Here is a 20569-nt window from a genome sequence, read left to right on the forward strand (position 1 = left end):
TACCGCGCAGCGTTTAAGTTCAGCGTGTGGGAAGGTTCGGGGGGACCGGTAAGCCGGTCACAGGGACGCAGCGGGGGCACCGCGAAGATGGGGCAGCCACGCGTTCTGATGCCGAACTGCTGGCCGCCCACGTCGCCGGGGACCGCTACGCATTCGAGGAACTCGTCCACCGGCATCACAGCCAGCTACGCCGGTTGGCGTTTCTCACCAGCCATCACCACGAGGACGCCGACGACGCTGTCCAGGACGCGTTGCTGTCGGCGCACCGCACGGCCGCGTCGTTCCGGCACGACTCGGCGGTCAGCAGCTGGCTGTACCGAATCGTGGTGAACGCCTGCCTGGACCGGGTTCGCCGGTCACGCAACCAGCCGACCGCGTCCGAACACGACCTCGACCATCTCGTTCAGCTGCGCGACCCGGCCGGCGACCCAGCGCCCCGGGTGGCAACCACGATGGTGGTGGAGCGGGCGCTCATGCAGCTGCCGCTGGAGCAGCGCGCCGCGGTGGTGGCCGTCGACATGCAGGGCTATTCGGTGGCCGAGACGGCGCTGCTCCTCGGCGTGGCGGAGGGCACCGTGAAGAGCCGGTGTTCCCGCGCCAGGCACAAGCTGGCCGGCCTGCTCCAGTATTTTGAAGGCGATGAACGGCAGCACACCCCGAGTGCCGTCGGACGGTCCGATACCTGCTGAGCTGCTCGCCGACCTGCAGGCCGGCCTCCTCGACGACGACACCGCCGCGCAGATTCGCCGGCGTGTGCGCACCGACCCGCTGGCCGGGCCGGAGGCCAAGAACACCCTGGCCGCCCTCGACCGGGTACGCCGCGACCTGGCCGAGCTGGGCCGAGACACGGCCTCGGCTCCCCCGGTGCCTGCCGAAGTGAGTGCCCGCCTGACCGAGGCACTGCGCGCCGAGCCGACCCCGCGGGCGCCGTCCGGCCTTCGCTGGAAGTCGATCGGCGCCGCCGCCGGGGCAGGTGCGGCCGTGGTGGCCGCCGTCGTCGGCGGGATTGTCCTGGTGCGCCCCACGGGCCACGCCCCTTCGACGATGACCAGCCTCGGCCGGATCACAGTCTCACCGCCCCGTGCCGCGATAGCTCTGTCCGAACCCCAGATCCAGGGGCTCTTGTCGGTCCCGCCCGATCTCGGTCCGTTGACCGACCCGCAACGCCGCTCCGCTTGCCTGTCCGCACTGGGCTACCCCGCCGGCGTCCCGGTTCTCGGCGCTCGCCCGATCGACGTGGCCGGTCGGAGCGGTGTGCTGGTGTTGGTACCCCCCAGGCCACCGGGCACGCCCAACACCATCGACGCCGTGGTCCTCGCCTCCGACTGCGACGCCGCTCATGCCGGGTCACTGGCCGACACCGTGGTGAAACGTCCGGTGAAGCGTCCGTAGTCTGTCCTTGAACTCACCTGGGAACACATCGGGCCTAGGCTGACGTTGCAACCCGTGCCGAGTACGGCAGAAAGGCTTACATGTCCTCCTCAGCGACGGTTCACGACGTCATCATCATCGGTTCCGGCCCCGCCGGTTACACCGCAGCCATCTACGCTGCCCGCGCCCAGCTCAAGCCGCTGGTGTTCGAGGGCACGCAGTTCGGCGGCGCGCTGATGACCACCACCGAGGTGGAGAACTACCCGGGGTTCCGTGAGGGCATCACCGGCCCCGAGCTGATGGACGAGATGCGCGAGCAGGCCCTGCGCTTCGGTGCGGATCTGCGCATGGAGGACGTCGACGCCGTCGACCTCACCGGCCCGGTCAAATCGGTCACCGTCGGCGACGAGACCCACCAGGCCCGGTCCGTGATTCTGGCAATGGGTGCCGCAGCGCGGCACCTCGGTGTGCCCGGCGAGGAAGCCCTGACCGGCATGGGCGTGAGCACCTGCGCCACCTGCGACGGCTTCTTCTTCCGCGACGAGGACATCATCGTGGTCGGCGGCGGCGACTCGGCGATGGAAGAGGCCACGTTCCTCACCCGGTTCGCCCGCAGCGTCACCCTGATCCACCGCCGCGACGAGTTCCGCGCCTCCAAGATCATGCTCGAGCGGGCCCGGGCCAACGACAAGATCACCTTCCTGACCAATACCGAGATCACCCAGATCGAGGGCGATCCGAAGGTCACCGGTGTCCGGTTGCGCGACACCGTCACCGGCGAGGAGTCCAAGCTCGAGGTCACCGGGGTGTTCGTCGCGATCGGTCATGACCCCCGCTCGGAACTCGTGCGCGGCCAGATCGACCTCGACGACGAGGGCTACGTGAACGTGGTCGGCCGTACCACGGCGACCACGCTCGACGGAGTGTTCGCCGCGGGCGACCTCGTCGACCACACCTACCGCCAGGCCATCACCGCCGCGGGCAGCGGCTGTTCGGCCGCCATCGACACCGAGCGTTGGCTCGCCGACAACGACTGACCCCCAATAGATTTCGGCCCGACAGGAGAGCTCCATGAGTGCGGATAGCGCAACAGTAACGGTCACCGACGATTCGTTCGCCGACGACGTCCTGACCAGCAGCACACCGGTACTGGTGGATTTCTGGGCCACCTGGTGCGGCCCGTGCAAGATGGTCGCCCCGGTGCTCGAGGAGATCGCCGGCGAGAAGGCCGGTGAGTTGCGGGTCGCCAAGATCGACGTCGACGCCAACCCGGCCACCGCACGTGACTTTCAGGTGGTGTCCATCCCGACGCTGATCCTGTTCAAGGACGGCGCACCGGTCAAGCGCATCGTCGGCGCCAAGGGTAAGGCCGCACTGCTGCGGGAACTCGCCGACGCACTCTGACATCCCACACACCCCGGATACGCCTGGCGTTTTCCGGATTGTGGCCGAAATCTGAGACAATGCTGGCTAGCTAGACCGGCAGATGGCCGGACACCAGCATGGAGGGGCCGAATGTCGAGTCTGCGTCGCGGTGACCGTGGCGGAGCAGTCACCGAGATACGGGCAGCCTTGGCCGCGTTAGGTCTGATCGACAACCCTGACGAGGATCTGAGCACCGGTAGACATGTTGCGCTCGACGCATTCGATGACGAGCTCGACCGCGCCGTCCGGGCATTTCAGCAGCACCGGGGCCTGTTGGTCGACGGAATCGTCGGAGAGGCCACCTATCGCGCCCTGCGCGAAGCTTCCTACCGGCTCGGTGCCCGCACCCTGACCCACCAGTTCGGCGCGCCCATGTACGGCGACGACGTGGCCACCCTGCAGGCCCGCCTACAGGACCTCGGTTTCTATACCGGCATGGTCGATGGGCATTTCGGTCTGCAGACCCACAACGGGTTGTCCTCTTACCAGCGTGAGTACGGGCTGTACCCCGACGGAATCTGTGGACCGGAAACATTGCGGTCGTTGTATTTCCTGGGTTCTCGGGTCACCGGTGGGTCGCCGCACGCGATCCGGGAAGAAGAACTGGTCCGGCGCTCGGGACCGCAGCTGTCAGGTAAGCACGTCATCATCGATCCGGGCCGCGGCGGCTCCGATCACGGGATGATCATGAACGGGCCCGACGGTCCGATCAGCGAAGCAGACATCTTGTGGGACTTGGCAAGTCGGCTGGAAGGCCGGATGACCGCGATCGGCATGGAGACGTTCATCTCACGGCCGGCCAACCGCAGCCCACTGAACGCCGAACGCGCCGCCACCGCCAACCGGGTGGGCGCGGACCTGATGATCAGTCTGCGCTGTGAGAGTCAACGCTCCCCCTCGGCAAATGGCGTGGCCTCGTTCCACTTCGGGAATTCCCACGGTTCGGTGTCGACCATCGGCCGTAACCTGGCCGACTTCATTCAGCGGGAAGTGGTGGCCCGCACCGGGTTACGTGACTGCCGGTCGCACGGCCGCACCTGGGATCTGCTCCGGCTGACCCGGATGCCCACCGTCGAGGTGGACATCGGCTACATCACCAATCCACATGATCGCGGGCTGTTGCTGTCCACCCACACTCGTGACGCGATCGCCGAAGGCATCCTGGCGGCGGTCAAGCGCCTGTATCTGTTGGGCAAGAACGACAGGCCCACAGGAACTTTCACCTTCGCCGAGCTGTTGGCTCATGAGTTGTCGGTCGAGCAACAGGCGGGTCGCGGCGCGTGAGCGCCGGTTCTACTTGAGCGCGTGAGCGCCGGTTCTACTTGAGCTTTCGGCCGATGTGCTATGCGTAGGACACCGCGAGGACTACGCCCGAGAACACCAACATGCCAAGGCAATTCACCCAGAAGGTGGAGTTGAGGAATCCGGCGCGCAGGTGAGCGATCACCGCGCACACGAAATACATGACCACGCCGACGTTCGCGGCGAATCCGACACCCGGGTAGTGCAGGCCAACGAGTAGCCCCGCAGCAGCACCCACCTTGATGACGATCAGCGTCCACCACCAGTCGCGCGGGAAACGCACGCCGTCGAGGCAGTCCCGGATGAACTTGGGCGGCCGGATCGACATGAGGGCGTCGCCGAGCAGCCCCACTGCCAGCGCGATGGTCAGCGGGGGCAGGTGCGGAGTGTCGATCATTGTGGAACTCCCTTTCCGAGAATCAGATCGACCGCTTCGGCGAAGCGGTCGGGCGCGGCGGACTCGTCGAAGGCGCCTCCCGACGCCGCACGGAACACACCGAGGTAGGCGAGGTAGAGCGTGCGCGCGGCGGCCGGGGAATCGGTGTGACCGGCCGCCGCAAAGATGTTTTCGAAATCTGCTACCAGCTCGTCGGCCAATTCGGTGAATGTGCGCGACTTGTGCCGGCCGCGCGCGACGATCGCGGCGTACTCACGCGCGAGGTCGCGGTCGGACTGGAAGTACGCGACGAACGGTTCCACAGTGGTGATGAGCCTCTGCGCTGCTTCGGCTTTCGTGAGCGGGGGTACATGCTGGTTCCGATCCCGGGCCTCGTGCACCGCCGCGATCCACTGGTCAACGATCGCGATCAGCAGCCCGTCTTTGTCGCCGACACCCATGACGCTGCCGACGCTCACACCTGCCTCGGCCGCGATCCGACGCACCGTGGTCTCGGCGAAGCCGTGTTCCCGAAACAGGCGATCGGCGGCAGCGAGAACTCGCTCACGGGTGTTGGCCTTGGCGTCGGCCCTCGACTGAACATGTTCACTGAACATGTTCAGGACATTAGTCGGCTCTGCCCCGGTCGCGCAAGTACCCGCCCAAAGTCCGGTCCGGCGGCGTATCGCAATCTTCTACCCGGGATTGCTTTGGTGAGATCCGTTGCCGTGGAGCCTTGTTCGTAAGGCGCCAGTGCGGTTGATCACGCTCGATCTGCGGGCACCCTGCCCCAGACCGATGGTCAGCAGGTGGGCGGGCGGTCGATTTCTACTGCTGCCCAGAGCTTTTGGCGCCGACGGCGGCCCCCGGCATTCCGGCGCCGATTGGCATCTCCAGCTGTGCGCGCTCCATCAACCGCTCGAGTGCGGCCTCCACCTCGGCCTTCCAGCCCAGTCCCTTGTCCAGTTCAAGGCGCAGGCGCGGGAAGTACGGGTGTGGAGCCACCACGGTGAAGCCCACGTCTTCGAGAAAATCCGATGTCAGCATGCACTCGTCGACAGAGCAGTCCCCCAGCACCGCCACCACCCGGGACAACTCCTCAGGAAGCTTGCCGGAGTCGACCATCTCTGTCAGGGCCGCGGTGTAGCCGAACGCCTCCAATGCCCGAACTCCGCGTCGCACCAGATCATTCACGACTGCGGCAAGCAGACTCTGCGACAACAGGTCACGGGCCTCGGCGCACTCCACCCCGACCGCGGTCAAAAGAACCGCGTCTGCGCTCACCGGAGCGGTGGGGAAAAGCCGTGCCCGTGGTACCGCTCCCGGCGGCGCGTAGAACGCAAAGCCGAGGCAGGGATCGTCGATGACCGCTGGCGCGGTCCAATCGTCACCTGTGCCCCGCCCGGTAGGGCCGGCTGGGACCGTATCGATATCGGCGTCGGCGCGACGGTCTCCCCCAGCACCGGGCTCTTCCGATCCGTCGTCGCGTGCGGTCACCGCGAGCTGACCGCACGATCCCCATTCGAGCATCACCATCGAGAGCCAGGCTTCTTTTTCGAATTCGGGGTCTGCCAGGTGATCGTCATCCACCGTGGACGGGTCGACTTCCCAGAACACACAACGCCGAGCATGCTTGGGCAGCTGCTCGAAGCCCTCGAGCCGAAGCGGCGTGATACGTGCTGTCACTGAGGTCCCTGGCTTTCACACTTTGTGCGTGGCTGCCCCTCAAGGATAGGAGAGTCCGCCGGAGCCGGTTCACTGTGCCCTGGAATTCTCATCGGGTTCCGCCTCTGAAGTGAAATGCTATGTCGCACAGTTACATTGCGCTATGTGGCGCTCGTAACTACCGGCCTTGATCACTGATGTGTCACAGTGACGGAACAACCCGGTGTCCTTGGTCGTGGGTTGTCAGTGGTCTTCGGCGCTCATAATTTCGACAATGCGCTGTAGGTCGTCGACCGACCCGAACTCGACCACGATCTTGCCTTTCCGTTTGCCGAGGCTCACGGTGACCCGCGTATCGAAGGCCGACGACAGCCGCTCAGCAACGTCCTGCAGACCAGGCATCTGAATCGGCTTGCGCCGGGGTGCCGGCGGCGTGGTGTTGCCGTCGCGGTTGGCCAGCGTCACGGCCTCCTCGGTGGCGCGCACCGACATCCCCTCGGCGATGATTCGGGCGGCCAGCTCTTCCTGCTTCTCCGCTCCCCCCTCCAGGGCGAGCAGCGCCCGAGCGTGTCCCGCGGACAGCACTCCCGCCGCCACGCGCCGCTGCACGGCGATCGGAAGGCGCAGCAGCCGGATCATGTTGGAGATCAACGGACGCGAACGACCGATCCGGGCGGCGAGCTCATCGTGAGTGACTTCGAATTCGTCTAGCAGCTGTTGGTAGGCAGCGGCCTCTTCCAACGGGTTGAGCTGTACCCGGTGGATGTTCTCCAGCAGTGCGTCGCGCAGCATGCTGTCGTCGGCGGTCTCCCGGACGATCGCCGGAATGGCCTCCAAGCCAGCCTGTTGGGCAGCTCGCCAGCGCCGCTCACCCATCACCAACTGGTAGTGGGATTCACCGTTTTCCTCGACGGCCCGGACCACGATCGGCTGCATCAATCCGAACTCGCGGATGGAGTGCACCAGCTCGCTCAGCGCCTCCTCGTCGAACACCTGACGTGGCTGACGCGGGTTCGGCTGAATCAGGTTGGGATCGATCTCGCGATACGTCGCGCCGACCTCACCGGCGGTGAGGACCGGATCTGACCCGTCCGGCCCGGGGGACGTCGTGACGTCCGCCGCCGTCCCCGCGCCGTCTGCGGTCGACGCCGGGCCGAGTAGAACGTCGGCTGCAGTCGCGCCGATCCTGGGGCTCAGGGCGTCGGTGCCATCCTCCGCAGGACCGGTCGGAATGAGGGCTGCCAGTCCTCTGCCTAGGCCACTCCGCTTCCGTGCCGGCTGATTCATGGTCGTCTCCTGCTCATTGCTGCCGTCCGCTGTTTGTCTACTGGGTGTTGGTTACTGGCACCTACTGCGCGCGGGGCGGTGCCCCACGCTCGGCGATCTCGCGGCTCGCGTCGAGATAGCTCAACGCACCGCGGGATCCCGGATCGTAATCGAGGATCGTCATCCCGTACCCGGGGGCCTCCGACACCTTCACGCTCCGCGGGATGACCGTGCGCAACACCTTGTCGCCGAAGTGCTCGCGGACATCCTCGGCAACCTGATCGGCCAGCTTTGTCCGCCCGTCGTACATCGTCAGTATCACGGTGGACACCGACAGCTCCGGGTTGAGATGCGCCTTCACCATCTCGATGTTGCGCAGCAGCTGTCCCACACCTTCCAGCGCGTAGTACTCGCACTGGATCGGGATCAGCACCTCGGGCGCTGCCACCAGAGCATTGATGGTCAGCAACCCGAGGGACGGCGGGCAGTCGATGAAGACGTAGTCGAAGTTGTGGTTGGCGAGAGCCGCAAGTGCCCCCCGCAGCCGACCCTCGCGGGCCACCATGCTGACCAACTCGATCTCAGCACCGGCCAGATCGATCGTGGCGGGAATGCAGAACAACCGTTCGCTATGCGGGCTCTGCTGGAGAGCTTCCTCCACCGGGATGTCTCCGATGAGCACCTCGTAGGACGACGGAGTGCCGGGACGGTGCTCGATACCCAACGCCGTGCTGGCGTTGCCCTGCGGGTCGAGGTCGATCACCAACGTTCGCAACCCTTGCAGTGCGAGCGCGGCGGCGACATTGACCGCGGTGGTCGTCTTACCCACACCGCCCTTCTGGTTCGCGATCGTGAATACACGTTGGCGTGCCGGCCGGGGAAGCTGCCCGTGCGAGGTGTGTAGCACGCGAGTGGCCTGCTCCGCCTCGGCGGCAATCGGGGTGTCCATGCTGGCGTCCGTGGACCACGGAGTCCCGCCGTTGTTCTTCCATGTTTCACGTGAAACGGTTTCACGTGAAACCGCGCGCGCAGCACCCGCGCCAGCGGCTACCTGCCGATCAGAACCCATCCTCATCTCCTGCCCGATCTCCCCCGTGACCCGGAGGCTCTGCCCGTAGACCGGCTGGCCGGCTTCACCGCTCCGCGCCGCACGGCGACGACGGTTACGGGCGGGTCCAAATAGTTCGCGCCACATTTCACCACCCTGGCATCGACTGCACCCAGAGAAGTCATCACACGCCGGTGCTCCTCGATCTCAGCCTCGGCGCGCTCGCCTTTGAGGGCGAGCATCCTTCCATCCACGCGTAGCAGCGGCATGCTCCATCGCGTCAACTTGTCCAGCGAGGCAACCGCACGCGATGTCACCACATCCAACTCGCCAACGGCTTTACGAACGTCGGAGTCCTCGGCCCGACCGCGGACCACCTCCACGTCCAGCCCCAATTCATCGACCGCCTCACGGAGAAACTCGCTGCGTCGCAGCAGCGGCTCGATCAACGTGACATGTACATCGGGGCGCGCCAAGGCCAACGGTATACCCGGGAGGCCGGCGCCGCTGCCGATGTCGGCGACGCGCTCATCGGGAGCCAGGAGCTCTCCGAGAGCAGAGCTATTGAGAATGTGTCGATCCCAGAGCCGGTCCACTTCACGCGGACCGATCAATCCCCACTCGACACCGGCACCGGTCAATATTGCCGCGTACCGTTCGGCGGTCTCCAGACGATCTCCGAAGACCTCCGCCGCGGCGTCCGGTGCCGCGGGGACCGGTCCATGTTTCACGTGAAACATCCTCCGAACTCCCTACGGCACCGTCGCCGCAATCGAACTACACCTTTGTAACTAAACCTCAGCCAAGCAGTGCTCAGTCAACCAACACAACGACACGGCGTGAGGGCTCCACGCCTTCGCTCTCGCTGCGGACACCGTCGACCGCGGCCACTGCGTCGTGCACGATCTTGCGCTCGAACGGAGTCATGGGCGCGAGCTCCTCGCGCTCCCCCGACTCCAGCACGCGATGGGCCACCTTGTCGCCCAGGGCTGCCAGCTCGTCACGACGACGACGACGCCACCGTGCGATGTCCAGCATCAGCCGGCTGCGCTCACCGGTCTTCTGATGCACTGCCAGCCGGGTCAGCTCCTGGAGGGCATCCAGCACCTCACCCTTGCGGCCGACCAGCTTGCTCAGATCGCCACCGCCGTCGATGCTCACCACGGCGCGGTCGCCTTCTACATCCAAATCGATGTCGCCATCGAAGTCGAGCAGATCCAACAGCTCCTCGAGATAGTCGCCGGCGATCTCGCCTTCCGCGACCAGTCGCTCCTCCAAGTCGGCCTCGCTCTTGGGCGCGGACTGGATGTCCTCCTCCAGCTCGGCGCCGGGCTCGGTCGTCTGTGCGTCCGTCATATCCGTCTTCTCCCTACTTGTAGCCAGTGTGAGAACTGGTCACCGTTTCCGCTTCTTGGGGCGTGCACCGGGCTTGGGCGTGCGGTTCACGCTCGGGGCTGCCGATTCACCTGCCGCGTCCTTCTGGTCTTTCGCCTCAGCCGCATCGGGCTCCGACTCGGCATCCTCCGTAGCGGCCGTCGCACTCGCAGCGTCGGCCTTACGTGGGCGATTCGGTTTCGCTCCGGGCGCCGGCGCGTTCGCCGAACGACGCTCGATCGCCTCCGCCTTCTTGGCTTCTTCTTCCTTCTCGATCATCCCGAAGACGTAATGCTGCTGACCGTAGGTCCAGATGTTGTTGGACAGCCAGTAGATGATCACGGCCAGCGGCAGGAACGGTCCACCGACCACCACACCGAGCGGGAACACGTAGAGCGCGAGTTTGTTCATCATCGCGGTCTGCGGGTTGGCAGCGGCCTCGACGCTCTGGCGGGCCACCGAAGCGCGGCTGTTGAAGTGCGTGGCGATGCCCGCCAGGATCATGATCGGTACGCCGACCAGAACGACGGCAAATCGGTTGAATTCCGTGAACGCCTCGAGACCGTGCTGCTGCACCATGGTGGCGCCCAGCGGCGCACCGAAAAGGTTCGCGTCCAGGAAGTGGCTCACGTCGGTCGCACTGAAGACATAGTTCGCCAGGCTGCGGTTCTCCTCCACCGACAACCCCAACCGGCCGATGCCGGTCTGTGTCCGGTTGAAGGACATCAGCACGTGGTACAGCCCGAGGAACACCGGCACCTGCGCCAGCATCGGCAGGCAGCCCAGGATCGGGTTGAATCCGTGCTCACGTTGGAGCTTCTGCATCTCCAGTGCCATGCGCTGACGGTCCTTGCCGTACTTCTTCTGCAGCGCCTTGATCTGTGGCTGCAGTTCCTGCATCTGCCGCGTGGTGCGGATCTGCTTGACGAACGGCTTGTAGAGGATCGCGCGCAGGGTGAAGACGAGGAACATCACCGACAGCGCCCAGGCGAAGAAGTTCTCCGGGCCGAGCACGAAGGCGAATGCCTTGTACCAAACCCACATGATCGCCGACACCGGGTAATAGATGATGTCCAGGCTGAACCAATTAAACACGCGACTTGCTCTCCCCTCGCTTCGCTGGGGTATCCCAGACCAGGTTTTCGGCGGCAGCGATCCCGCCAGAGACGGTCTCGTCAGAACTGACGGACTCGTGATCGTGAGGGCACCGGTCCGGGATCGGATCCCATCCGCCCGGGTGCCACGGTCCACATTTGAGCAGCCGGATCAACGTCAGCCACGCACCACGGAAAAAGCCGTACTCGGTGAGGGCATCGACCGCGTATTGGCTGCAGGTCGGCATGAACCGGCACGATGGCGGTCGAAGCGGAGAGATGGTGTGGCGGTAGAGCTGAATCAGGAAGATCGCACCGCGGGACACACCAGCGCCCGCCCTGCGGATCATGGTGAAGTCCTGCGCCGCGCCTCGAGGCGCTCGAGTGCGCGCTGCAACTGCTGCTCCAACCGTGGCGACGGCGCATCACCGCTGCCGGCGCGAGCCCGGATCACCACAAGGTCAGTGGCATCCAGGCGAGGTATGACGGTGCGGGCGGCATGACGCAGCCGCCGGGACACCCGATGACGCTCCACGGCGTTCCCGACGGCTTTGGACACGATCAGACCGACCCGCGGGCCGGTTGCGTCCGTCCCGTCGTTTAGCGCGTGTACGACAACATCAGGTTGAACCGCACGCACGCCACGACTGACGGTGGCACTGAACTCCGCGGACCGCCTCATCCGGTTTCGAGCCGGAAGCACCGCGCTAGATCCTGCGTCGAATCACGCAGTAAGTGCGCGACGGCCCTTGCCACGACGGTTGGCGACGATGGCGCGGCCGGCGCGAGTGCGCATCCGCAGCCGGAACCCATGCACGCGCGCACGGCGACGGTTGTTGGGCTGGTAGGTCCGCTTGCCCTTGGCCACGGCAATCTCTCCTTGTTCCGTTTGGCACCTGCCTCCGCCGCCACCGAGGTGTCGCCGAAAACGGTTACCGTGCAAGCTCTGTTTAAGCTCGTCCGTCGTGCTTTACTAACCGGCGCGTTCTCCGGAACCTCCCGGGCGCAGCCGTATCGCCACGTGCGGGCGACTGCTCGAGGGTACTGATGAGATTTCCCTCGGTCAAACCTGCGCCGACCCACTGACATGGTCGGTATCCGATGTTGCAGAACTGTTGGCACATCGAGAGAAAACTGTTAGCTTCTGGCAATGCCGTTCCGAGCCTGGACCGGCCCCGGAAAATGAAGCGAGAGATCGCGGCGCGGCACACGCTCGCAGTATGTGACGAAGCCGGCCACGACACTCTCAAAACAGACAACAGAGCGACGACGACTGTCCTTTCTCCACAAGCTGTGGATAAATATGTGGACAGTTCGTCATCGTTCTTTTTGGTCGTCACCGGGTCGACCTCGAGGCACCTCTAAGGGGGAACAGTCGTTGCCAGCTGACCCCGATCCACCATTCGTCGCAATCTGGAACAGCGTCGTCGCCGAACTCAACGGCGATCGTGGGGCAGACGGTGATCCGGCTCTCCCGCCACTGACTCCCCAGCAAAGGGCCTGGCTCAAGCTGGTAAAACCCCTCGTCATCGCCGAGGGGTTTGCTCTGCTGTCGGTTCCCACCCCGTTTGTCCAGAACGAGATCGAACGGCACCTTCGCGAGCCGATCATCAGCGCACTCAGCCGGAAGCTGGGTGAGCGGGTCGAGCTGGGCGTCCGCATCGCCACTCCGCCCGAGGAATCCGAGGACGACCGCGCCGGCGCGGCTGATGCCGGGTCCAACGCCGACGCGCAACCTGACGTGACCGCTTCAACGTCGGCCGCCGACACCGACGAGATCGACGACGACCGCGCAGCCAAGGCCAGCGCGGAAGAGACCTGGCCGACCTACTTCAGCAGTCCGCAGCGGGATTCCACGGTCAGTGACGACAACGCCGTCAATCTCAACCGCCGCTACACCTTCGACACGTTCGTCATCGGTGCGTCCAACCGCTTCGCCCATGCGGCGACGCTGGCCATCGCCGAGGCACCCGCTCGCGCCTACAACCCGTTGTTCATCTGGGGTGAATCCGGCCTCGGCAAGACGCATCTGCTGCACGCCGCCGGAAACTATGCGCAGCGTCTCTTCCCCGGCATGCGGGTGAAGTACGTCTCCACCGAGGAATTCACGAACGACTTCATCAACTCGTTGCGCGACGACCGCAAGGCTTCCTTCAAGCGCAGTTACCGCGACATCGACATCCTGCTGGTGGACGACATCCAGTTCATCGAGGGTAAGGAAGGTATCCAGGAAGAGTTCTTCCACACCTTCAACACCCTGCACAACGCCAACAAGCAGATCGTCATCTCCTCGGACCGGCCGCCCAAGCAGCTGGCCACTCTGGAGGACCGGCTGCGTACCCGCTTCGAGTGGGGCCTGATCACCGATGTGCAGCCGCCCGAGCTCGAGACCCGCATCGCGATCCTTCGTAAGAAGGCGCAGATGGATCGCCTCGACGTGCCCGATGACGTCCTCGAGCTCATCGCCAGCAGTATCGAACGGAATATCCGCGAGCTCGAGGGTGCGCTGATCCGCGTCACCGCGTTCGCCTCGCTCAACAAGACCCGGATCGACAAGTCACTGGCCGAGGTCGTGTTGCGCGATCTGATCGCCGACGCCACGACCATGCAGATCAGCACCGCCGCGATCATGGCGGCCACTGCCGAGTACTTCGAGACCACGGTCGAGGAGCTGCGCGGACCCGGCAAGACGCGGGCGCTGGCGCAGTCACGCCAGATCGCCATGTATCTGTGCCGTGAGCTCACCGATCTGTCTCTGCCCAAGATCGGCCAGGCATTCGGGCGTGATCACACCACGGTCATGTACGCGGAGAAGAAGATACGCGGTGAGATGGCCGAGCGACGTGAGGTTTTCGACCACGTGAAGGAACTCACCACCCGGATCCGTCAGCGCGCCAAGCGCTGAATCACCCCGCAGTCCCGCCCGGATCGGTGCTCGAGCACCGCGTGCCGGCCTTCGATCCTGCGCGCCCGGGCGTCTCCGTGTCTCACATCGTGGTCTCTTCAAGCCTGTCCGGCGAAAAATCTTGTAACAACTTCCGTCCCAAAACGCCTCACAAGTCACAGCCGACCGCTGTGGATACTGCTGTGTACAACCTGCGGGCAAACCACGGGATGAATGACAAACTCATCCACACAATGTCATCTGTCCACACGCGGCGGCCGGTCCGTGCACCGGTCTCCACAGCCGACTCACATTGCGACACACCTGGGGTACTGGGCAAACACCCGTTCATCCCCAGTTTTCACAGGACCTAATACTGTTACTCAAATATCTTCTAAGAGTTCTTTCTAGAAGAGGGGCCTGGGGACACCGGACGAAACCTCCCGTCCGAGCCGGCTCGAGAAGCACATACAAGTCCGCATGTCACCCCGGTGGATTAGCTTTCAAGTTGATGCGGAAAGCTCTACGGTGGTTCATCGACGGCGGTTTCCAGCTTTGTCATTCAGCGCGATGCTGCATGGTGGTGTTCTGGGAAGACGCTGGTAGAGCTCGTTATGGGGATCATCGAAGGGGCGCATAGCACGTGGCGACGACGACGGCTGGGCTGACCGACTTGAAGTTCCGCGTGGTGCGTGAGGACTTCGCGGACGCGGTGGCCTGGGTGGCCCGCAATCTGCCGACCCGGCCCACCATCCCGGTCCTGGCCGGGGTGCTGCTGACCGGCACCGATGATGGCCTGACCATCTCCGGCTTCGACTACGAGGTTTCCGCAGAGGTGCGTGTGAGTGCCGAAATCGCTTCTCCTGGAAGCGTTTTGGTATCCGGACGGTTGCTCTCGGACATCACCAAGGCATTGCCGGCCAAACCGGTCGAGCTCAGCGTGGAAGGCACCCGGGTGGCCCTGACCTGTGGCAGTGCCAGGTTCTCGCTGCCGACCCTGGCCGTGGAGGACTACCCGACGTTGCCGGCCCTGCCGGACGAGACCGGAGTCGTGTCGTCCGATCTGTTCGCCGAGGCCATCGGCCAGGTGGCCGTTGCCGCCGGCCGGGACGACACCCTGCCGATGCTGACGGGCATCCGCGTCGAGATCTCCGGTGAAGCAGTGGTTTTGGCCGCCACCGACCGGTTCCGGCTGGCCGTGCGTGAGCTGACCTGGGAAACGAGTGCCACCGACGTCGAGGCGGCCGTGCTGGTCCCGGCGAAGACGCTGGCCGAGGCGGCCAAGGCCGGCACCGACGGCAACCAGGTGCACCTGTCGCTGGGCTCCGGCGAGTCGGTCGGTAAAGACGGCTTGCTCGGTATCCGCAGTAACGGCAAGCGCAGCACCACACGGCTGTTGGATGCCGAGTTCCCGAAGTTCCGTCAGCTGCTGCCGAGCGAGCACACCGCGGTGGCCACGATCGCAGTGGCCGAGCTCACCGAGGCGATCAAGCGTGTGGCGCTCGTGGCCGACCGGGGCGCCCAGATCCGGATGGAATTCGGCGAAGATGTACTGCGTCTCTCGGCCGGCGCCGACGATGTGGGTCGCGCCGAAGAGGACCTGCCGGTGGAGTTCGCCGGCGACCCGCTGACCATCGCGTTCAACCCGACCTATCTCACCGACGGGTTGAGTTCCCTGCATTCGGAACGGGTGACTTTCGGTTTCACCACGCCGAGTCGCCCGGCCGTACTGCGTCCCACGGACGAGGATGGTGGTACCGGCGGTGGTTCGGGTCCGTTCCCGGCCGCCAAAACCGATTACGTCTATCTGTTGATGCCGGTTCGCCTTCCTGGCTGACCGGCGCGGTCGAGAAAGGGCGCACATGCAACTGGGGTTGGTCGGCCTGGGCAAGATGGGCTTCAACATGCGCGAGCGCCTGCGCGCCGGCGGCCACGAGGTTGTGGGTTACGACCCTCGTCCGGAAGTCAGCGACGTGGCTGGCCTGGCCGATCTGGCCGGAGCCCTCGAGGCACCTCGGATCGTCTGGGTGATGGTGCCGTCGGGCACGGTGACGCGCGAGACCATCGCCGCGCTGGCCGGTGTGCTGGGTCCCGGTGATCTGGTGATCGACGGCGGCAACTCGAGGTACACCGAAGACGGTCCCCACGCAAAGTTGTTGGGCGAAGCCGGGATCAACTTCATCGATGCCGGGGTGTCCGGCGGCGTCTGGGGTTTGACGGAAGGTTACGGGTTGATGGTCGGTGGCAGTGACACCGACGTGGCTCGAGCCATGCCGATCTTCGACACGCTGCGTCCGGAGGGTGATGTGGCCGACGGTTTCGTCCACGCCGGTCCGGTGGGCGCCGGTCATTACGCCAAGATGGTGCACAACGGCATCGAGTACGGCTTGATGCACGCCTACGCCGAGGGATACGAGCTGTTGTCGGCCGAGGAACTGATCACCGATCCACAGGCAGTGATCCAGGCTTGGACCAACGGCACTGTGGTGCGGTCGTGGCTGCAGCAGCTGTTGGCGAAGGCGCTCAAGGAAGACCCGGGATTCGCCGCGATCAGCGGGTATACCGAGGATTCCGGGGAAGGTCGCTGGACCGTGGAAGAGGCCATCAGCCACCGGGTTCCGATGCCGGTGATCGCGGCGTCGTTGTTCGCCCGGTTCGCCTCGAGGCAAGAGGACTCCCCCACCATGAAGGCAGTGTCGGCACTGCGCAACCAGTTCGGTGGCCACGCTGTGCACCGGATCAGCGAGTCCGGTTAGGTGCGATTCCGATGTATGTCCGCCACCTGGGGCTGACCGACTACCGGTCCTGGGCCAACGTCGAGCTCGAGCTGGAGCCCGGGCGGACCGTATTTGTCGGTCCGAACGGTTTCGGAAAAACGAATCTCGTTGAGGCACTGTGGTATTGCGCCACGCTCGGGTCCCATCGGGTGGCATCCGACGCACCGTTGATCCGGGCCGGCGAGCAGCGGGCGATCGTCTCGAGCATCGTCGTCAACGAGGGCCGTGAGCTGGCGATCGACCTCGAGATCACCAACGGCCGGGCTAACAAGGCTCGGTTGAACCGGTCACCGGTACGGTCACCGCGCGAGATACTCGGTGTCCTGCGCGCGGTGCTGTTCAGCCCGGAGGACCTTGCACTGGTGCGTGGCGATCCGGGTGAACGGCGCCGCTATCTGGACGAGCTGGCCACCACCCGCCGACCGACCATCGCCGGTATCCGGGCCGACTACGACAAGGTGGTCCGTCAACGCACCGCACTGCTGAAAACCGCTGCGGGAGCACGCTATCGAGGCGATCGCAGCGTGCTGGACACCCTCGATGTGTGGGACGGACACCTGGCCGCCCACGGAGCGGCGCTGATCGCCGCGCGCATCGCGCTGGTCGAGCAGCTGCACCCGGAGGTGCAGAAGGCCTATCAATTGTTGGCACCCTCGAGCCGGCCCGCGGCAATCCGGTACCGCTCCGGTGTGGAGGCCATCGCGAACGCTCCCGGTCTCGAGTCCGTCGAGTTCTATGAGGCGGCGCTCCTGGACGGATTGAGCCGCCGTCGCGACGCGGAGTTGGATCGTGGAGTCTGTCTGGTGGGCCCGCACCGCGACGATCTCGAGCTGTGGCTCGGTGACCAACCTGCCAAAGGCTTTGCCAGCCATGGGGAATCGTGGTCGATGGCCTTGGCGCTGCGATTGGGCGCCTACGAATTGCTGCGGTCGGACGGGGTCGATCCGGTGCTGCTGCTCGACGACGTCTTCGCGGAGCTGGACACTGCTCGCCGCCAGGCCTTGGCCGCGGTGGCCGGCGAGGCCGAACAGGTTCTGGTCACCGCGGCGGTCGGTGAGGACATCCCGCAGGACTGGGAGGTCAACCGCGTCGAGATCAGGATGAGCGAAGGCGACCAGGGCCGGATATCGGTGGTGCAGACATGACGGACAAACCCGAAGAATCCCCCGACCAGGTATCTCGGGACCCGGCCCCGGCGGTGTCGCCCGATGATCTGGCCCGCATGCGTGGCATGGATCTGGTGCGGCGGACACTCGAAGAGGCTCGAGGCGCGGCCCGCAGCCAGGGTAAGGACGTCGGTCGGGGCCGCAGCGCCCCGGTGCGGCGGGTGGCGGGAAACGTCGGTCGTCGCCGCAGATGGTCGGGGCCGGGTCCCGATGGCCGCGATCCCCAACCGCTCGGTTCTGCGACCCAGGATCTGGCCAAGGTGCGGGGCTGGGGCTCGAGGGTCGCCGAGGGTTCGGTGTTCGGTCGGTGGCGGGCCGTGGTGGGTGACCAGATCGCCGACCATGCCGAACCCACCGGCCTGAATGAAGGGGTCCTGACGGTCTCGGCGGAGTCGACGGCGTGGGCCACTCAACTTCGAATGGTGCAGTCCCAGTTGCTCGCCAAGATCGCCGCCGCCGTGGGCGACGGGGTGGTGACCTCGTTGAAGATCGTGGGTCCGGTCGGACCGTCGTGGCGGAAAGGTCGGTATCACGTGTCCGGCCGCGGTCCCCGCGACACTTACGGCTAGGCCTCTGACGACATTGCGCTGAGAGCTTCGAGACGGCCGAAAGCGATCTTCTGGACCGTCCGGAGGCACCGACACCCGAAAAATTCCGCGCACGGCGCGGTTAGGTAGGTGAAAACGCCGCTACAGAGTCGGCCCTGTCCGTCTCGACCGGTAGACTGTGGCGAGATCTGCAGGGCGGTGACGCAACCGCCTCCCGCGAACCCCAAGGAGACGCGTCCGACGTGGCTGCCCAGAATCAGTACGGTGCCGACTCGATCAAAGTGCTGGAAGGCCTCGAAGCCGTTCGTAAACGCCCCGGCATGTATATCGGCTCCACCGGCGAACGTGGCTTGCACCATCTCGTGTGGGAGGTCGTCGACAACGCGGTAGATGAGGCGATGGCCGGGTTCGCCAACAAGGTCGACGTGCGAATCCTCGAGGACGGCGGCGTTCAGGTCACCGACGACGGCCGTGGCATCCCGGTGGCCATGCATGCCACCGGCATCCCGACCATCGACGTCGTGATGACGGTGCTGCACGCGGGCGGCAAGTTCGAAGAAGGCGCCTACCAGGTGTCGGGCGGCCTGCACGGCGTCGGCGTCTCGGTGGTGAACGCCCTGTCGACGCGGTTGGAAGCGGACGTCCGCACCGACGGCTACGAGTGGTTCCAGACCTACGACAATTCGGTCCCGGGGACTCTGAAAAAAGGTGAGAAGACCAAGGAGACCGGCACCACCATCCGGTTCTGGGCGGACCCGAATGTTTTCGAAACCACGGTGTACGACTTCGAGACCATCGCCCGGCGTCTGCAGGAGATGGCATTCCTCAACAAGGGCCTGACCATCGAGCTCACCGATGAACGGGTGACTCAGGCCGAGGTCGTCGACGAGGTCGTGGCCGACACCGCCGCCGCCCCCAAAACCGCGGAGGAGACGGCGGCCGAGGCCGCCGCACCCCACAAGGTGAAGCACCGGACGTTCCACTACCCGGGCGGTCTGGTCGACTTCGTCAAACACATCAACCGCACCAAAACCGCCATTCAGCCCAGCGTGATCGATTTCGACGGTAAGGGCACCGGTCACGAGGTCGAGATCGCGATGCAGTGGAACGCCGGCTACTCCGAGTCGGTGCACACGTTCGCCAACACGATCAACACTCATGAGGGTGGTACGCACGAGGAGGGTTTCCGTGCGGCGTTGACCACCGTGGTGAACAAGTACGCCAAGGACAAGAAGCTTCTCAAGGACAAGGATCCGAACCTCACCGGTGATGACATCCGTGAGGGCCTGGCCGCGGTGATTTCGGTGAAGGTGGCTCAACCGCAGTTCGAAGGACAGACCAAGACCAAGCTCGGCAATACCGAGGTGAAGTCGTTTGTGCAGAAGATCTGCAATGAGCAGCTGACCCACTGGTTCGAGGCCAATCCTGCCGAGGCCAAAACCGTTGTGAACAAGGCTGTTTCGTCAGCACAGGCCCGTATCGCCGCCCGCAAGGCCCGTGAACTGGTGCGTCGCAAGAGCGCGACCGACATCGGTGGGCTGCCGGGCAAGTTGGCCGACTGCCGCTCTACCGATCCGACGAAGTCCGAACTGTATGTGGTGGAGGGTGATTCGGCCGGCGGCTCGGCCAAGAGTGGCCGGGACTCGATGTTCCAGGCGATCCTGCCGTTGCGCGGCAAGATCATCAACGTCGAGAAGGCCCGTATCGACCGGGTTTTGAAGAACACCGAAGTCCAGGCGATCATCACCGCCCTGGGTACCGGTATCCATGACGAGTTCGATCTGGCCAAGCTGCGGTATCACAAGATCGTGTTGATGGCTGATGCCGATGTGGATGGTCAGCACATCTCGACGTTGTTGTTGACGCTGCTGTTTCGTTTCATGAAACCGCTGGTCGAGCACGGGCATATCTTCTTGGCCCAGCCGCCGTTGTACAAGCTCAAGTGGCAGCGTCAGGAACCGGAGTTCGCGTATTCCGACCGTGAGCGTGACGGGTTGTTGGAGGCGGGTAAGGCCGCGGGCAAGCGGATCAACGTCGATGACGGTATCCAGCGTTACAAGGGTCTGGGTGAGATGGACGCCAAGGAACTGTGGGAGACCACCATGGATCCCTCGGTGCGGGTATTGCGTCAGGTGACGCTCGACGATGCCGCGGCCGCCGACGAACTCTTCTCGATTCTCATGGGTGAAGACGTCGAAGCGCGGCGCAGTTTCATCACGCGCAACGCCAAAGACGTTCGCTTTCTTGACGTTTAAGACATCCACCGGCTAGAT

The 20569-nt window shown here is 64.9% G+C and carries 22 protein-coding genes; 11 read left to right on the forward strand and 11 right to left on the reverse strand.

The features are described 5' to 3' along the window. Nucleotides 1–26: 26 nt before the first annotated feature. The 5 genes from sigM to ACZYZF_RS03975 all read left to right on the forward strand — a co-directional run bounded on the left by sigM (nt 27) and on the right by ACZYZF_RS03975 (nt 4080). Complete coding sequence (gene sigM, locus ACZYZF_RS03955) at nt 27–689, forward strand: RNA polymerase sigma factor SigM (protein ID WP_463743429.1); 663 nt, start codon at nt 27–29, stop codon at nt 687–689. Beyond that, on the forward strand, nt 640–1392 hold the full coding sequence (locus ACZYZF_RS03960) for a hypothetical protein (RefSeq protein WP_463743428.1): 753 nt from the start codon (nt 640–642) through the stop codon (nt 1390–1392). The genes sigM and ACZYZF_RS03960 overlap by 50 nt, the downstream gene beginning before the upstream one ends. 80 nt (nt 1393–1472) lie before the next feature. Beyond that, nucleotides 1473–2408: a thioredoxin-disulfide reductase gene (gene trxB, locus ACZYZF_RS03965; RefSeq protein ID WP_463743427.1), complete on the forward strand. Its 936-nt coding sequence runs from the start codon at nt 1473–1475 to the stop codon at nt 2406–2408. Nucleotides 2409–2442: 34 nt separating this feature from the next. Further along, nucleotides 2443–2775, forward strand: a complete 333-nt coding sequence (gene trxA / locus ACZYZF_RS03970) for a thioredoxin (RefSeq protein ID WP_463743426.1) — start codon at nt 2443–2445, stop codon at nt 2773–2775. 111 nt (nt 2776–2886) lie between these two features. Continuing rightward, nucleotides 2887–4080, forward strand: coding sequence for an N-acetylmuramoyl-L-alanine amidase (locus tag ACZYZF_RS03975; RefSeq protein ID WP_463834595.1), 1194 nt, complete (start codon nt 2887–2889; stop codon nt 4078–4080). A gap of 58 nt (nt 4081–4138) precedes the next feature. Here the strand turns inward: ACZYZF_RS03975 and ACZYZF_RS03980 are convergent, their stop codons facing one another. From ACZYZF_RS03980 to rpmH, 11 genes are all read right to left on the reverse strand, one after another. Next, nucleotides 4139–4495: a DoxX family protein gene (locus ACZYZF_RS03980; RefSeq protein ID WP_463834596.1), complete on the reverse strand. Its 357-nt coding sequence runs from the start codon at nt 4493–4495 to the stop codon at nt 4139–4141. Continuing rightward, a complete protein-coding gene (locus ACZYZF_RS03985; protein WP_463834598.1) occupies nt 4492–5091 on the reverse strand; it encodes a TetR/AcrR family transcriptional regulator in 600 nt (199 codons plus the stop codon). The genes ACZYZF_RS03980 and ACZYZF_RS03985 overlap by 4 nt, the downstream gene beginning before the upstream one ends. A 211-nt stretch (nt 5092–5302) precedes the next feature. Then, a complete protein-coding gene (locus ACZYZF_RS03990; protein WP_463743422.1) occupies nt 5303–6160 on the reverse strand; it encodes an acetyltransferase in 858 nt (285 codons plus the stop codon). A gap of 222 nt (nt 6161–6382) precedes the next feature. Next, a complete protein-coding gene (locus ACZYZF_RS03995) occupies nt 6383–7426 on the reverse strand; it encodes a ParB/RepB/Spo0J family partition protein (protein ID WP_463743421.1) in 1044 nt (347 codons plus the stop codon). Between the two features lie 61 nt (nt 7427–7487). Continuing rightward, the gene (locus tag ACZYZF_RS04000; RefSeq protein ID WP_463743420.1) at nt 7488–8354 is read right to left on the reverse strand and encodes a ParA family protein; all 867 of its coding nucleotides are present in this window, start codon (nt 8352–8354) and stop codon (nt 7488–7490) included. A 122-nt stretch (nt 8355–8476) separates the two neighbouring features. After that, entirely contained in the window at nt 8477–9193 is a 717-nt protein-coding gene (rsmG, locus tag ACZYZF_RS04005) for a 16S rRNA (guanine(527)-N(7))-methyltransferase RsmG (protein WP_463743419.1), read from the reverse strand. Between the two features lie 73 nt (nt 9194–9266). After that, nucleotides 9267–9809 (reverse strand): Jag family protein, encoded by a 543-nt coding sequence (locus tag ACZYZF_RS04010; protein ID WP_463743418.1) that lies wholly within the window; start codon nt 9807–9809, stop codon nt 9267–9269. 39 nt (nt 9810–9848) lie between these two features. Next, complete coding sequence (gene yidC / locus ACZYZF_RS04015; protein ID WP_463744147.1) at nt 9849–10871, reverse strand: membrane protein insertase YidC; 1023 nt, start codon at nt 10869–10871, stop codon at nt 9849–9851. A 43-nt stretch (nt 10872–10914) separates the two neighbouring features. Further along, nucleotides 10915–11271 carry a membrane protein insertion efficiency factor YidD gene (gene yidD, locus ACZYZF_RS04020; protein WP_463743417.1) on the reverse strand — a complete coding sequence of 119 codons (357 nt, stop codon included), beginning with the start codon at nt 11269–11271 and terminating at the stop codon, nt 10915–10917. Then, nucleotides 11268–11624: a ribonuclease P protein component gene (rnpA, locus tag ACZYZF_RS04025; RefSeq protein ID WP_463834600.1), complete on the reverse strand. Its 357-nt coding sequence runs from the start codon at nt 11622–11624 to the stop codon at nt 11268–11270. Before rnpA ends, yidD begins: the two co-directional genes overlap by 4 nt. 21 nt (nt 11625–11645) lie before the next feature. Further along, nucleotides 11646–11789 carry a 50S ribosomal protein L34 gene (gene rpmH / locus ACZYZF_RS04030; RefSeq protein ID WP_055119217.1) on the reverse strand — a complete coding sequence of 48 codons (144 nt, stop codon included), beginning with the start codon at nt 11787–11789 and terminating at the stop codon, nt 11646–11648. Nucleotides 11790–12299: 510 nt separating this feature from the next. Here rpmH and dnaA point away from each other — a divergent pair. The 6 genes from dnaA to gyrB all read left to right on the forward strand — a co-directional run bounded on the left by dnaA (nt 12300) and on the right by gyrB (nt 20551). After that, a complete protein-coding gene (gene dnaA, locus ACZYZF_RS04035; protein ID WP_463834601.1) occupies nt 12300–13826 on the forward strand; it encodes a chromosomal replication initiator protein DnaA in 1527 nt (508 codons plus the stop codon). 622 nt (nt 13827–14448) lie between these two features. Further along, on the forward strand, nt 14449–15642 hold the full coding sequence (gene dnaN, locus ACZYZF_RS04040) for a DNA polymerase III subunit beta (protein WP_463743414.1): 1194 nt from the start codon (nt 14449–14451) through the stop codon (nt 15640–15642). Next, nucleotides 15635–16561: a phosphogluconate dehydrogenase (NAD(+)-dependent, decarboxylating) gene (gene gnd / locus ACZYZF_RS04045; RefSeq protein WP_463744146.1), complete on the forward strand. Its 927-nt coding sequence runs from the start codon at nt 15635–15637 to the stop codon at nt 16559–16561. Before dnaN ends, gnd begins: the two co-directional genes overlap by 8 nt. An 11-nt stretch (nt 16562–16572) precedes the next feature. Beyond that, complete coding sequence (gene recF / locus ACZYZF_RS04050; protein ID WP_463834602.1) at nt 16573–17727, forward strand: DNA replication/repair protein RecF; 1155 nt, start codon at nt 16573–16575, stop codon at nt 17725–17727. Further along, nucleotides 17724–18317: a DUF721 family protein gene (locus tag ACZYZF_RS04055; protein ID WP_463834603.1), complete on the forward strand. Its 594-nt coding sequence runs from the start codon at nt 17724–17726 to the stop codon at nt 18315–18317. The genes recF and ACZYZF_RS04055 overlap by 4 nt, the downstream gene beginning before the upstream one ends. A 221-nt stretch (nt 18318–18538) precedes the next feature. Then, nucleotides 18539–20551: a DNA topoisomerase (ATP-hydrolyzing) subunit B gene (gene gyrB, locus ACZYZF_RS04060; protein WP_463834605.1), complete on the forward strand. Its 2013-nt coding sequence runs from the start codon at nt 18539–18541 to the stop codon at nt 20549–20551. The last annotated feature ends 18 nt before the right edge of the window (nt 20552–20569 follow it).

The sequence above is a fragment of the Mycobacterium sp. IDUB_24 genome, assembly GCF_055419385.1.

Coding starts and splice junctions, on each gene's coding strand:
- ACZYZF_RS04010 (WP_463743418.1), bottom strand. CDS start 9,809: ATGACGGACGCACAGACGACCGAGCCCGGCGCCGAGCTGGAGGAGGAC.
- ACZYZF_RS03995 (WP_463743421.1), bottom strand. CDS start 7,426: ATGAATCAGCCGGCACGGAAGCGGAGTGGCCTAGGCAGAGGACTGGCA.
- yidD (WP_463743417.1), bottom strand. CDS start 11,271: ATGATCCGCAGGGCGGGCGCTGGTGTGTCCCGCGGTGCGATCTTCCTG.
- trxA (WP_463743426.1), top strand. CDS start 2,443: ATGAGTGCGGATAGCGCAACAGTAACGGTCACCGACGATTCGTTCGCC.
- ACZYZF_RS03980 (WP_463834596.1), bottom strand. CDS start 4,495: ATGATCGACACTCCGCACCTGCCCCCGCTGACCATCGCGCTGGCAGTG.
- trxB (WP_463743427.1), top strand. CDS start 1,473: ATGTCCTCCTCAGCGACGGTTCACGACGTCATCATCATCGGTTCCGGC.
- ACZYZF_RS04000 (WP_463743420.1), bottom strand. CDS start 8,354: ATGGACACCCCGATTGCCGCCGAGGCGGAGCAGGCCACTCGCGTGCTA.
- yidC (WP_463744147.1), bottom strand. CDS start 10,871: ATGTGGGTTTGGTACAAGGCATTCGCCTTCGTGCTCGGCCCGGAGAAC.
- ACZYZF_RS03975 (WP_463834595.1), top strand. CDS start 2,887: ATGTCGAGTCTGCGTCGCGGTGACCGTGGCGGAGCAGTCACCGAGATA.
- recF (WP_463834602.1), top strand. CDS start 16,573: ATGTATGTCCGCCACCTGGGGCTGACCGACTACCGGTCCTGGGCCAAC.
- ACZYZF_RS03960 (WP_463743428.1), top strand. CDS start 640: ATGAACGGCAGCACACCCCGAGTGCCGTCGGACGGTCCGATACCTGCT.
- ACZYZF_RS03985 (WP_463834598.1), bottom strand. CDS start 5,091: ATGTTCAGTGAACATGTTCAGTCGAGGGCCGACGCCAAGGCCAACACC.
- rsmG (WP_463743419.1), bottom strand. CDS start 9,193: ATGTTTCACGTGAAACATGGACCGGTCCCCGCGGCACCGGACGCCGCG.
- ACZYZF_RS04055 (WP_463834603.1), top strand. CDS start 17,724: ATGACGGACAAACCCGAAGAATCCCCCGACCAGGTATCTCGGGACCCG.